8 protein-coding genes and 1 other RNA gene are annotated in these 13,038 nt (G+C 50.7%); 4 read left to right on the forward strand and 5 right to left on the reverse strand.

Annotated elements, in window-relative coordinates:
* Positions 1-27: 27 nt before the first annotated feature.
* Complete coding sequence (locus tag F454_RS0101010) at positions 28-2,820, reverse strand: 2-oxoglutarate dehydrogenase E1 component (RefSeq protein ID WP_018968759.1); 2,793 nt, start codon at positions 2,818-2,820, stop codon at positions 28-30.
* Between the two features lie 167 nt (positions 2,821-2,987).
* Here F454_RS0101010 and F454_RS0101015 point away from each other — a divergent pair, with 167 nt between their 5' ends.
* Positions 2,988-3,920, forward strand: a complete 933-nt coding sequence (locus tag F454_RS0101015; RefSeq protein ID WP_018968760.1) for an ABC transporter ATP-binding protein — start codon at positions 2,988-2,990, stop codon at positions 3,918-3,920.
* 66 nt (positions 3,921-3,986) lie between these two features.
* Here the strand turns inward: F454_RS0101015 and rnpB are convergent.
* An RNA gene (rnpB, locus tag F454_RS16020) (RNase P RNA component class A) lies at positions 3,987-4,382 on the reverse strand.
* Between the two features lie 81 nt (positions 4,383-4,463).
* Positions 4,464-5,918, reverse strand: a complete 1,455-nt coding sequence (locus tag F454_RS0101020) for a hypothetical protein (RefSeq protein ID WP_156817059.1) — start codon at positions 5,916-5,918, stop codon at positions 4,464-4,466.
* A 182-nt stretch (positions 5,919-6,100) separates the two neighbouring features.
* On the opposite strand from F454_RS0101020, the gene F454_RS16545 reads away from it, so the two are divergent.
* The 3 genes from F454_RS16545 to F454_RS0101035 all read left to right on the forward strand — a co-directional run bounded on the left by F454_RS16545 (position 6,101) and on the right by F454_RS0101035 (position 10,520).
* The gene (locus F454_RS16545; protein ID WP_018968762.1) at positions 6,101-8,053 is read left to right on the forward strand and encodes an ATP-binding cassette domain-containing protein; all 1,953 of its coding nucleotides are present in this window, start codon (positions 6,101-6,103) and stop codon (positions 8,051-8,053) included.
* Positions 8,054-8,134: 81 nt separating this feature from the next.
* Positions 8,135-8,581: a hypothetical protein gene (locus F454_RS0101030; RefSeq protein WP_026292623.1), complete on the forward strand. Its 447-nt coding sequence runs from the start codon at positions 8,135-8,137 to the stop codon at positions 8,579-8,581.
* A 31-nt stretch (positions 8,582-8,612) separates the two neighbouring features.
* Positions 8,613-10,520 (forward strand): hypothetical protein, encoded by a 1,908-nt coding sequence (locus tag F454_RS0101035; RefSeq protein ID WP_018968764.1) that lies wholly within the window; start codon positions 8,613-8,615, stop codon positions 10,518-10,520.
* A 99-nt stretch (positions 10,521-10,619) separates the two neighbouring features.
* On the opposite strand, the gene argS is transcribed toward F454_RS0101035, so the two are convergent.
* Both argS and F454_RS0101045 read right to left on the reverse strand, forming a co-directional pair.
* Positions 10,620-12,377, reverse strand: a complete 1,758-nt coding sequence (gene argS / locus F454_RS0101040; RefSeq protein ID WP_018968765.1) for an arginine--tRNA ligase — start codon at positions 12,375-12,377, stop codon at positions 10,620-10,622.
* A gap of 65 nt (positions 12,378-12,442) precedes the next feature.
* Complete coding sequence (locus tag F454_RS0101045) at positions 12,443-12,922, reverse strand: PTS sugar transporter subunit IIA (protein WP_018968766.1); 480 nt, start codon at positions 12,920-12,922, stop codon at positions 12,443-12,445.
* Positions 12,923-13,038 lie beyond the last annotated feature (116 nt).

The following is a 13,038-nucleotide window of genomic DNA, read 5'->3' on the forward strand; positions in this document are numbered from 1 at the left end:
TAGGTAGAGATTGTGTGATTAAAGGGATTAAAGTGTGAAAGCCTTCTCAAGAAGCGTCTTCTGTTCGCGCTTATGGCTCGCTTTCGAACCCGTCGCTGGGCTGGAGGCTTCCTTGCGACCTGCATATTTGATGCGAGCATCGAAGGTGTCCATAAGAAGTGGGCTAATGAAGCTCCAAGCCCCCATGTTTTTGGGCTCTTCCTGACACCATACGTAGTCCTTCACGTTCGGGAACTGGCTAGCGAGTGCCTTAACCATCTCTTCGTGATACGGATAAAGCTGCTCCACACGAAGGATTGCAGTGTTGGTGATACCTGCCTCGTCGCGATGCTGTGCGAGATCGTAGAACACCTTGCCAGAACATAGTACAATACGCTCAACCTGCTCTGGATTTTCGAATACCATGTCGTCTGGAAGAATTTCTTGGAAACAAGTACCTTCGACGAAATCTTCGATTGGTGAAACTGCTTCAGCGCGTGAGAGTAGGCTCTTTGGCGTCATCAAGATGAGCGGCTTGCGGAAGCCACGCTTCTTCTGGCGGCGGAGCGCGTGGAAGTACTGCGCAGGTGTGGTGAAGTTACCCACTTGCATGTTATCTTCTGCACAAAGCTGAAGGAAGCGTTCTAGGCGAGCACTTGAGTGCTCAGGCCCCATACCTTCGTAGCCGTGCGGCAGAAGCATCACGAGAGATGATGGAGTCTGCCACTTGGACTCGGCGGAGGAGATGAATTGGTCAATGATCACCTGCGCACCGTTGGAGAAGTCACCAAACTGGGCTTCCCACATAGTAAGCATGTTCGGGCAACCAAGGGAGTAACCGTAATCAAAACCAAGTACCGCAAACTCAGAGAGGAAGCTATTGTAGACGCAGAATTTCGCTTGATCCTCTGCGAGGTTTTGTAGCGGGAAGTAGCGCTCACGTGTCTGATTATCATAGAACACTGCGTGACGCTGTGAGAATGTGCCACGGCGGCAATCTTGCCCAGACAGACGGACTGGGTTGCCTTCCATGAGAAGTCCACCCCACGCAAGCGACTCTGCAAACGCCCAATCAATCCCCTTACCTGTGGCTAGGGCTTCTGCGCGACGTGGCACGAAGCGCTTTGCCAATGTTGGGTGGAGGTTGAAATGTGAAGGCACGTTGGTGAGTGTGCCGCCAATGTGCTTGAGGCGATCCATGCTCAACCCAGTATCCACAGGGGCGTGGCTGTAATCTGGCTGAGCCTCAGCAGTAGAGCCTGAAAACTTGGAGCGATCCCCTTCTTTTTCAATGCTACGCATTCTTTCATAGCCTTCTTCTAGACCATTCCAAATCGCATCTTGAACACCATCGGCATCAGCTTGGCTGAGACTTCCAGTAGCAATAAGGTTCGCTTTGTAGGATTTCCCGAGAGTCGGACGCGAAGCAATCTTGCCGTAGATGTGTGGGGCGGTGAATGCAGCTTGATCAGTCTCGTTGTGACCTTGACGACGGTAACAATACATATCGATCACCACGTCACGTCCAAATTGCTGACGGAATTCTAGAGCAAAGGCTGCGGCCCAGACAAGTTCCTGTGGATCCTCACCATTGACGTGAAGAATTGGCGCTTCAATCATCTTAGCAACATCCGTCGCGTAAGCGGATGAACGCGCATCTTCAGGCATTGTGGTGAAACCAATCTGGTTATTCACGATGAGGTGGATCGTACCACCAGTACGGTAGCCAGGAAGCTGGGAAAGGTTGAGCACCTCAGCCACTGAACCTTGGCCAGCAAATGCGGCATCACCGTGAATGAGGATAGGAAGCACTTGCTTGCGGTCGGTCTGGACACCGTCATCACCAATGATGCGCTGACGAGCGCGAGCCTTACCTTCTGTAACGGCATTCACCGCTTCAAGGTGCGATGGGTTCGCTGCGAGGCTAAGACGCACATCACCATCACTTAGTTGGCGTACATTTTCGTAGCCAAGGTGGTATTTCACATCGCCATCACCAGCTACGATCGCTGGCACATAGTCTGGGGTGAATTCATATAGAATGGTCGTCAGCGACTTCTTCAAGAAGTTGCGTAGAACATTGAGTCGCCCACGGTGAGCCATGCCAAGCTCAATCTCCTTCACCGTGCTGGACGGGCATGATTCGAGGATGGTATTTAAAAGCACCATGAGGCCCTCGCCGCCCTCTAGTGAGAAACGCTTCTCACCAAGGAATTTTTTACCTAAGAATGACTCAAACAATTCGGCCTCTAGAATCCACTGAAGTGACTTCTTGGCGTCAAATTTTGGTGAGGCTGGATTAGTGAAGCGGTTTTCAATGCGCGTGCGAATCCAATTGCGCACTTCCGTATTATGGATGTGCATGAATTCGAAACCGATCTTACTAGAATAACAAGTCTCAAGCGCCGCGACCATATCGCGTAACTTCATGGACTTGCCTTGAAGGAAATACTGAGTGGAGACCTCTTGATCTAAGTCTGCTTCAGAGATTCCAAATTGATCCAACTGTAGGCGTGGATTGCGCGGCGCTGAATCGTGTAACGGATTGATTTGTGCCTGGGTGTGACCGAGGGTGCGGTAATTGTATACCAAGCTCACACATTTGCCGTGAAAATTAAGATTATAATCGCGATCTGAGCCTGTTGGGCTGACTGGATTTGACTGAGCTGGAGTCGCTGTTTGAGTTGATGCTCCCTTCCCTTTCACCTGTGCTGATCCGAGTTCAAAACCCTCGAAGAATGACGACCAGATTTCCTCGACACTACGCGGGTCGTCGCACCATTGTTCGTACTTTTCGTCAAGTAAGTCTGCATTAAGTCGGGCAGAAACAGATGATTTCATTTTCGTCAAATTTTAGTATGTGTGATTATCCACGCTATGCTATAGCTGCATCGTCAACGCAGAAGATGCACTTGTTTTAGAGTCTAACTCTGAAGAGTCAATCTCCCATCTTACATTTTCGACACTTATATTAAGGATGATTCATTATTCACATTAATCCAACTCACATGATAGAAGTTAAGAACCTAACCAAGAAATACGGCCGCTTCACAGCCGTCGACGACATTAGTTTTGAAGTTGGTAGTGGACAAGTCGTGGGCTTCCTTGGACCCAACGGCGCGGGGAAAACTTCAACCCTCAGAGTACTAACTGGTTACCACCCTCCGACATCCGGAACAGCCACCATCAACGGCCAAGATGTCTTTAGAGATTCACTCAAAGCGCGCCAGTCGATTGGTTACATGCCTGAGAACGTCCCACTCTATAATGACGTCCGAGTGAAGGAATACTTAAGCTTCCGCGCCCACCTCAAAGGCCTGCGCGGCAGAGATGCACGCAACCATGTTGGTGAAGCACTTGAAATGTGCGGCCTTCAACACATGCGCCGCAAGATGATTAAGACACTCTCCAAGGGGTACCGCCAGCGTGTCGGTCTAGCAGACGCGCTCATCAACCAACCACCATTACTCGTCCTAGACGAACCAACCAATGGTCTTGACCCGAACCAAATTCGCTCAATCCGTAAATTAATCAAGCGCCTCGGTGAAAAACACACCATTTTAGTCTCCACTCACATCCTCAGTGAGGTTGAAATGGTGGCCGATCATGTTGTCATCATTGACTCAGGTAAAATCAAAGCGTCTGACACACCGACCAACCTCATCAAGAACATGCGTGCAGCTGGACGTGTGGAGTTAGAGATTCGCGGCAACCAAGAGGAAATTGAAGCACACATCATCAGTCTGCCCAGCGTTAAAAAGGTCATCGCCAATCCCACCACTGCCGATTGGATGAGTTATTCCATCCTCTGTGACTCCGGTACTGATTCGCGGGAACGGGTCGCTCAACTTGTGCAGCAACGCGCCTGGACAATCCGCTCTTTGCACCGCCACCAACCAACGCTCGAAGAGGTCTTCGTTGAGTTAACACGTCAAGACTAGCCATTGCGGTTACTCCAGCGCTGAGAGCCGTCGCACAAGGTCCGCATCGTCGTTCTATTGAGAGTATTGCATCGCTCTCCTGTAAGCCGGATTCTGTCCATCCCGCCTGACGGGACTGTGTGATCATTTATCTCCTGTTGCCAGACGCAGCCGAAACTGTCGTGCGACTAATACCCGAGGATCCTAGTCGGCCGGGAAAGCCTTCCTCTGTTATGTCTTGCACCACGCGGGGTTTACCGTGCCACAGCAGTCACCTGCTGCGCGGTGGTCTCTTACTCCACCCTTTCACCCTTACCTGTGATCCTAAGATCCATCGGCGGTATACTCTCTGCTGCACTGTCCGTCTACTAGCCTTGAAGCTAGCATCCCTCGTTCTTCACGAGGCGCGTTACCCTATGATGTCCGGACTTTCCTCTAACCCTCATGCCAAAGCGTGGGGCTAGCGATCACCCGGAGAGCGATGCGGTCGCAATCTAAGGGTGAAGACCTGAGAAGCAAGAAAATTCAACCATCTCGCCCACAGTCCCACCCTGACAGCGGGGCTCACTCCCCCAATGATCTCTCTGCCGCCTGCTCAGATTCACCACCCAGCAAGTCATGCAGCAGGCGTGACCCAACTCCCAAGGAATCCTTTTCAAGCAAACCAGGAAGGACGCGTGTGTCTCGGATGACTTTGCGAGTTTCTTCTAGGGCAGGCTTCGTCACCTTGGTCGCCTCCCCCAGCGTATCGCGCACCGGTCGAGCATTCACTACTGTGTCAATCACCTCACCAATCGCGGCTGCCTTGAGCCTCTCAGTGAGGTCTTCGCGTATCTTTTGGGGTGAGCCAGATAAATTCACTGTAGTCCAAGCAAAGCCACCCTTGCCAAGCTGAAACACCCCACCTTCCGCACCGGGAATGCGCTTCAGCACACGCGGATGCACGCCAAGTTCAAGCACCCCATTAAGCTCAGAATCACTCCACGTCAGTGAACCAGCAACCTCCAACACACCAAGGCTCGTACCACTGAGTTCAGTGAGTGACCAAATCCCATTTTGGTAGCTGTAATTGCCAGTAAGTGAATCCACCTTGAGTCGTCGGAACTCAGGCATCCCAGTGTATTTAGCCACCGTATCGAGAATGGGTAATGCTGTAACCATCGCCTCCCTGACATCGAACACCCCATGCGCGGAGGCAGCATCTGAATCAGATTGAAAGTTAACAGTCCCCCTCACAGCCCCCTGCAAACGCTGTGCCCAATCCTCCTCAAGTAACTCCCCTAACATCACCCCATCAATTTGTGAACGCAAGTCGAGCTCCCACCCACCATGTGGCGATTTCACAATATCTCCATGAGCGGCCACGCTAGCGTGATCAAACACCTCAAGATTCAATCCATGAATCACTAACTCCTCATTACCTAAGCTTTGAAGTTCAGCGTCCTTGATTCTCACTAGTGGCAACCTAAAGAGCGGCAAATGGCACGCCCCACCCTCCAAATTCACCAAATAACCACTCCCTGCAGCAGCTAGATCGACCCTCACCTGGGCAAGCCGCACCTCACCCACTGAGCTAATGCCGGTAAGGTCTAGATTATCTATCTTCAAGTCGTGGAGCTTTGCTTCCTTTGGTAGAAAATGCATCCACCAAGGTCCAGTAGGTTCAAGATTTGAGCGAGGGACCACAAAGGGACGAGTGAGATCAATAGTAGCGTCCACATCACCGATCCTCATCCCGCGCACATCCCAAGTCTCGCGCAATGCTAGATCCGTGCTGATCCACGCAGAAACATCCGTGAGAGCCACGCCGACATCAGAGTCTAGCTCCTTCACCTCCACAGCCTCAGTCTGCACCGTAAGTCCCTTTAGCTGCCATGGAGCAATGCGCACCTCCATGCCGGACATCTCCGATGCAGCATCTTGCACTTTATCCCTCAACGAGGCACTGTGAATGTATTCACTAATCTTCCAATATCCTATACCCACAGCTAGAATGCTGATGGCTAATACAATGAACAAAAGTTTAGAAAAACCTGCAACGAATGAAGTCCCCGCGGGTTTATTGCTTATATTTCGGCGTTTCCTCCGGGATGGCATAGTCATGATACTTAATCGTTGAACCACCGTCGGCAAGAAATCTCTCGCCAAAATGCCACCGATCAGATTGTCTAATATACCAAACACAACCCACACAGCACACAGTGTTAGAACTCGAAAACTTTTGCTTCACTCTAGAAAAGGATGAAGAACTCATCAACTTAGTCGATCGTGTATCATTGCGGATTCCGTCAGGCCACTTCACTGCCATTGTCGGCCCATCTGGCTGTGGTAAAACCACGTTACTCAACACGATCGCAGGCTTAAACCCCATGTCCGAAGGCTCCATTGCCTGGCGCGGACAAGACCTAGAAGAACATGGAGACATCGAGCCCGCGGATATTGGCTATGTCCCTCAGTTCTCTATCGCCTACGACGCCCTAACCGTAGACGAATCAATTGAAATCGCCACCAAGCTTAAGGTGAAGACCTATGGTCATGAGGACCTGGATAAGCGCATTGACAAAGTGCTCGAAGACACTGGGCTTACTCAGATTGCCGACCGACCAGTGAAGGTCCTCTCAGGTGGCCAAAAACGCCGCCTTTCCTTGGCCATGGAATTGGTAACATCCCCACAGCTATTACTCTGTGATGAGGTGACATCAGGCTTAGACCCGCGCTCAGAGCACGACATCGTTCGTAGGTTGCATGAGCTCTCCCGCCAAGATGGGCGTGTGGTTCTGTCAGTCACTCACTCGCTCGCCCACCTTGATTTGTACGACTCGATCATCGTCCTACACGAAGGAAAGTTGGTCTACCACGGTCCGCCCGACCGCTTGAATCATTACTTCTCAGTAGAAGACACTGATTCAATCTACCCAAAGCTCGCCAAACAGAATGCTGAGAAGTGGCGACTTTCCTGGCTCAAACACCGTGAAGCCTTTTACCAAAAAATGGCAAAGAAGCGTCGTGAGTTACTTGATACTGGCGAACTCAAGGTGCCGCCCCACTTACTCAAACTGGAAGACCCAGAAGCACATCATGAATTGACAAGCGAGATCAATCACGGCCAAGCATCCGAGCCACTCGAGGTCGATCACACAAGCGAGACTCGCGAAGAACCGAAACCACCTCGTGGCAAGCGACGCCGCAAACGCAGCAAGGTTCCTGCTGCACACGTCATCGAGGAAGACCAACACGACACCTCACCAGACGACCAGCAAGAGGAGTTAGATCTAGTCGAAACACCAAACCTCGTGAGTCAGTTCTTCACCTTGCTTGAGCGTCGGATCAAGATATTCAGCCGCGACCGTGGACAACTCATCCTCCAAGCGGCCATATTGCTGTGCTTCCCCTGCTTAGTGGCATTATTTAGCGCTCAGGGCAATGAACCTCTATTGCAATATCCCGACGTTATCGACCAAAGTTCTACAGAAACTATTAGAAAACTGACTATCATCAGTGAAAATCGGCTTAGTATCGGTAGCACCGTTTCCGGTATTATTATGTTCCAAGTCGTCCTTCTCGCATTGATGGGCTCGAACAATGCAGCCCGAGAAATTGCTGGAGAACGCCAAATTCTTGAAAAAGAAAAATTCGGTGGCGTGAGCCCGATTGCCTACCTCGCCTCAAAGCTAGTCTTCTTAACCTGCATGGTCTTGATTCAGTCGCTATGGATGGCGTTTTTTGTGCAATTTTTCTGGCCATTCCCTGGCGCTGAAGTTGGTGGAGGCTTTAGTCAACACCTGATCATGCTCACCATGGCCAATGCCGCCATCACCTCGATTTGTCTTGGCATCTCCTCCTTGATGAAGACCTCCGAGCAAGCATCCCTACTCTCGATTTATTTAGTGGGCTTTCAGCTTCCTCTGTCAGGCGCCGTGCTCGCTTTGCCAGACCTAGTTGCCGCCATCACGCGACCATTCATTTCGGCCTACTGGGCATGGGCGGGCAGCATCGACTCGTTGGCCAACCGCTACCAAGCCGCAGCCAAAGCAGTCACCGAGACTAGCCTCAACTTTGACAATGCCTTTTGTATGCAGGTACTAGGCATCCAAATCATCGTTGGTATCATCGCCGCCTTCATTGGCATCAAACGTGATCAATGGACCCACTAACCCTGCGAGCATCCCAGTATACCATTGATCCGCACCATCAGACTCATCTACCCTTAACCATCCACCTAGTTCTATAATCCTATGTCACGCAGAGCCCGTCGTAAAACCCCCCAGAGCCGCAAAAAAAGCAGTTCCGTCAACATCCCTATGATCATGGGTGGCGCAGCACTTGCACTCGCAATCATCAGCTTCTTTTTCAAGTCTGACCAATCACCTGAAGAAGCTGCGGCTAGAGACTTCCCACTCGCAATCTACGTGGAGGATTGTAATTCACTTCGAGGAAATCAGTACCAAATCTCTGGCGAAATCACCGAGAACGCACAACAAGATCCTTCAGTCGGTAAATTTATTTTCCTAAGAGTCGATAACGTCCCGAGAGACACTCCGAGTGACACGCCTCAGCAAGTTGGGATCCTCGTACCAAGCGACCTCACTGGCCCAAACATCGAAACCCGCCAAAACTATAGCTTCATCGTAGAAGTGCGCAAAGAAGGCTACCTTGTGGCCAGTAAATACTCCGCGCGCTAACGCCAGCTAAGCACCCACTCAATTTCTGTCCATGCAACGCCTCAGCCCCATCATACTATCCATCCTAAGTGCAGCAGCTCACGCTCAAGTGCTCAGTCCGTCGTCGCTTCAAAGCCCATCAAGTAACTCATTCAAAGGAAACTCCAACAGCGCAGACGCCAGCAACACCACGATCCATCGTAACAAGGAATCGGGAAACTCCATTCACGGTGAAGAAGTCCCACTACTCGACCCAACCTCCAAGACCTTCACATTCCAAGGGCGCACCTATTCACTCATGGATAACAACTTAGGCGGACAATTCGAAGCCTACCTAGCTTCCTCAGAATATGAGACCAAAGATGCCGTCGAATACCGTGAGAACATCCAAAAGATCCTCGGCCTCCTATCGCCACTTAACCCAGGCGGACCTGATCTGAAGCAAGCATACACGATCTTAGAAACGATCGATTACCAAGGAGACGGTGGGATCTGCGATTCGCTTGCGAATTCAATTTATTCCAGTCGGCTCGCCATGAAGGGCATCGGCTCGAAGAAGGAAGCAATCGCAAAGCTCGAGCGTGAAGAGAAGCGCCTAGCTCACAACATGAAGGTACTGGAAACCAAAGGTGAACTCGGAGGAAGCACCAAAATTAAAGTCGGAAGTGGGAATAGCGCAACAACCACAACGACCAAAACACCTAACTCAACTGAGTATAAAATCATGCAGAAACGCTTGATTGAAATCGTTGCAATCAAGAAAAAATATGAGGCGTCTGGTGTGATCAGCCTCACCCAATCGAAGGTCCAGTACCAAGCAATGATGTTGCAGCTTTTCATGCAACGCCGCTACGAACACGTGGTTATGGCAGCTCGTGCTTATAATATTATCTTCAAGGATGGCGACCAAGCGCTACGGATTAAAAAAGGTTCTGACACTGAGAAGTTTTTTAGCGAAGGCATGGGAGTGAACCCTACCGTCTCAGGTCTCGATGCTGCAGCCAATGAAGCTATTCACAAAACGGAAAACCTGGTGGACGCCTTCCAGAACAATCTCAACACCAATCGCATCCATGCTGCCTCTGAGCGACTTGTTGAGGCATACGCTCTGGGTGAGTTTATGCCGAGCGTCCAGACTGTGTCATACGGCAGCAAAGAACGCATCCAACAATACGTACAAGATGCCAACGATCTGATCGAGGCGCTCTCTGCCAAAGAGCTCGTTCTCGCCACTGAGCTCAATGATCTACTCAAGAAGCAAGCGCGTGACTACAATGGATCCAAAGCCAACGCCTACATCGCTGGACACAAGCGTGCCTCCACTGGCTACGTGCGCGACGCCAAGTTCGCACTGTTTGAGAATGATTCACGTCGCGCTAAAGTTGCCCTCGAGAGCGCCCTCAAGCATTGGCCCACCAACCCAGCGATTCAAGAATTTAACGAGCAACTCGATAAGCGACTCTACGCCGGCCAGCAACAATCAGATATGGGTTCAAGCACCATCAAGGAGTTTGATCGCCTTCTCTCAGATAAGAATTACCGAGCCATCGTAGAGGAACCACGTAAATCGAAGTTTGTCACCGTGCTGGGCCAACTCAACGACCAGGAAAGACTCAAAATTCTAGAGGAAATTGCCAATAGTGTGCGTGAAATTGAAACGGCTCTCGCCAAATCTAAAAGTCTAGAGGCTGCAGGCCAAGCCTATGCAGCCTGGGAGGCGATCTATGAAACTCAAAACAAGTACTACGACGACCCCAAAATCGCCAATGCAAAGGCCCAATTGATCAGTAAGGTGGGTAATTTCACCACCGCGCTCAACAAAGCGCATTCCTTCGAGACGAACGAAGTCTCAACCCAATCAGGCTCGGCACTTTCATGGTACCTCAAAGCGCGCGAGATCTACCCACAATCGCGCTTTGCTAAAGAAGGGATCGACCGGGTCGTAGGAAAAAAGTTTTAAATAGAGAGGCAGAACGCCACCCTGCCGATCATACAAAAACTCCGCATCACCCATGGTCATGCGGAGTTTAAATTTTCAAGGCTAAGCCCCGTGATCTAATCACATTCTCTCAGGCACCTGAATACCGAGCAGGCTGAGTCCGTGCTTAAGCACCTTACCCGTAGTGGCGCAGAGAATGAGGCGGCTATTACGCTGCTCCCCTTCGCTTTTCAACACCGGGCATGCTTCAAAGAAGCTGTGAAACGCCTTAGCCAGATCGAGAAGATAACTGGATAAGATATTAGGCTTTAACCCATCGAGCACCGTAGGGAGCACCTCGCCATACTTGGCCAGAGTGCGCGCAAGGTTCACTTCACCAGCTTCTGACACCTTCACCGCTGCTGGATCGAGAGCAAGCTCTTCCTCCAGCTTTCGGAAAATCGACTGCACGCGTACATAACTATACTGCAGGTACGGCGCTGTATCGCCCTGTAAAGCCACCATTTTATCCAAATCAAAAATATAGTCTGAACTGCGATGGTGGCTGAGCTCGGTGAATTTGACTGAGCCGATGCCGATCAGCTTGGCTAGCTCATCTTTCTCATCTTGGGGCAGATGCCCACTCTTCTCTTCGAGCACTGCGGCTGAGGCCTTGATGGCGTCGTCGAGTACGTCAGCAAGCTGCGGCAAGTCACCATCACGGGTCTTCAATGGCTTGCCATCTTTTCCGAGAATAGTACCAAACGAGACATGCTCGAGCTCAGCACCGCAGCCGCGGCGCTTTGACACGTCGAAAAGCTGTTGGAAGTGAAGACTCTGTCGTGCATCCACCACATACCAAACCTTATGCGCGTTCCATTCGTTGAGTCGGTAATCCACTGTGGCTATGTCCGTGGTGGCATAATTGAATCCACCATCTTTTTTGCGCACAATCATTGGGAAATCTACCCACTCACCTTCGCGTTTCTCTTTGAACGGATCTTGTTTTGGCGGCATCGCCTCTCCGGAGAAAACGCAAAGCGCTCCGTCACTCTCTCTCGCCAACCCTTCATGCACCAAAGCCTTAACCAACGGTGCTAGGGCTTGGTTGTAATAACTCTCGCCCAACCAATGATCAAAGCTCACATCGAGACGATCATAGATTTTGTTCAATCCGATCTTGGAAACCTCGACACATTGCTCCCAAATCTTAAAATTCTCTGCATCACCTTGTTGCAGCTTCACTAGTTCTTCCCGGCAAGTGTCCTTGATGCTTGGGTCCTCTTTACAGAGGCTATTGACAGCACGATAGATGCGTAGCAATTCCTGAAGTGGGTCAGCATCAATAGCTGACTGATCCAGCATATTCTTCCAACCGTATATCACCATGCCGAACTGAGTACCCCAATCACCAATGTGGTTGTCCGTAATTACCTTATGACCTAAGAATCCCGCAATCCGTGAGAGTGAGTCCCCAATGATAGTCGAACGAATGTGCCCCACGTGCATCGGCTTAGCCACATTGGGCGCGGAGAAATCCACCACAATATTTTGCGGTTCTTCCACCAGCGAGACCCCCATGCGCTCGTCATGAAAGAGTGCCGCCACTTTATCTGACCAAGCTGACTCAGTGATGGTGAAATTAATAAAACCAGGCCCCGCTACCTCGAGCGTCGCAAGCCCCTCCACATCGAGCGCCTCAAGCACCTGTTGAGCCAGTTCGCGTGGATTCATTTTCAATCGCTTCGCCAATGCCATAGCAGCATTCGCCTGATAATCGCCATGGCGCACATCTTGTGCTGGCACTACCTTAATTGGGAATCCTTCAGGCACCTCAATCTGCGCCCGCTCCAATGCCGCCACAAGGCGAGCTTCCAAAAGTTCCAAGATTGTCTTCATGGTCAAAATTGTTCGTGTGATTCTGGGAACACCAGAGAATTAACTCGTTCGCCACACACTGAGTCTTACTTCTCGCTACAAACTCGGGAGGGACGGGATGCTAGTATCGCTAGTACTTCATCGCGGGTCACCGCATCAGCCAGTTGCTGGCGCACTTCACGATTGTTAAAAAGTTTCGCGATCGCTGCGAGTGTCTGCAAATGTAGGTGGTAGTCCTTCTTCGGCACGATGAACAGAAGGACAAAGTTCACCGGTGCGTTATCGAGAGCTTCAAAGTCAATTCCCTCTTTGGAACGTCCAAAGACGGCAATCACATTCTCGATCGTCTCAGAAAATGCATGAGGAATCGCCACACCGCTTCCGATCCCTGTGCTGATTTGGTCCTCACGCGTGTGCAACGCTTCTAGCACACCTTCCTTGTCACAGGTTTTGAGAAACTCGTGTGACTCCAAATGATCTACCAACTCAACAATGGCTGGCCAATGTTCGTCAGCCTTCATATCGAGGACGACCTGATCATTTGTAAGTAAGCTAGCTAATTTCATAATGTGTCGGTGTGCGTCACTTCATTCTAACCAAGTTAGGCAGCGCAGTGCATGGCGGCATAAATGATTAACACCAGCAGATCAAGACCTTTCATTGCATCCTGTCACCCATGAGC

The sequence above is a fragment of the Rubritalea marina DSM 17716 genome, from assembly GCF_000378105.1.
GTDB classification, from domain to species: Bacteria; Verrucomicrobiota; Verrucomicrobiia; order Verrucomicrobiales; family Akkermansiaceae; genus Rubritalea; species Rubritalea marina.

What these genes read in the sequence shown, in the direction of transcription:
- F454_RS0101035 (WP_018968764.1), top strand. Translation starts at nt 8,613, where the DNA reads ATGCAACGCCTCAGCCCCATCATACTATCCATCCTAAGTGCAGCAGCT.
- argS (WP_018968765.1), bottom strand. Translation starts at nt 12,377, where the DNA reads ATGAAGACAATCTTGGAACTTTTGGAAGCTCGCCTTGTGGCGGCATTG.
- F454_RS0101045 (WP_018968766.1), bottom strand. Translation starts at nt 12,922, where the DNA reads ATGAAATTAGCTAGCTTACTTACAAATGATCAGGTCGTCCTCGATATG.
- F454_RS0101010 (WP_018968759.1), bottom strand. Translation starts at nt 2,820, where the DNA reads ATGAAATCATCTGTTTCTGCCCGACTTAATGCAGACTTACTTGACGAA.
- F454_RS0101015 (WP_018968760.1), top strand. Translation starts at nt 2,988, where the DNA reads ATGATAGAAGTTAAGAACCTAACCAAGAAATACGGCCGCTTCACAGCC.
- F454_RS0101030 (WP_026292623.1), top strand. Translation starts at nt 8,135, where the DNA reads ATGTCACGCAGAGCCCGTCGTAAAACCCCCCAGAGCCGCAAAAAAAGC.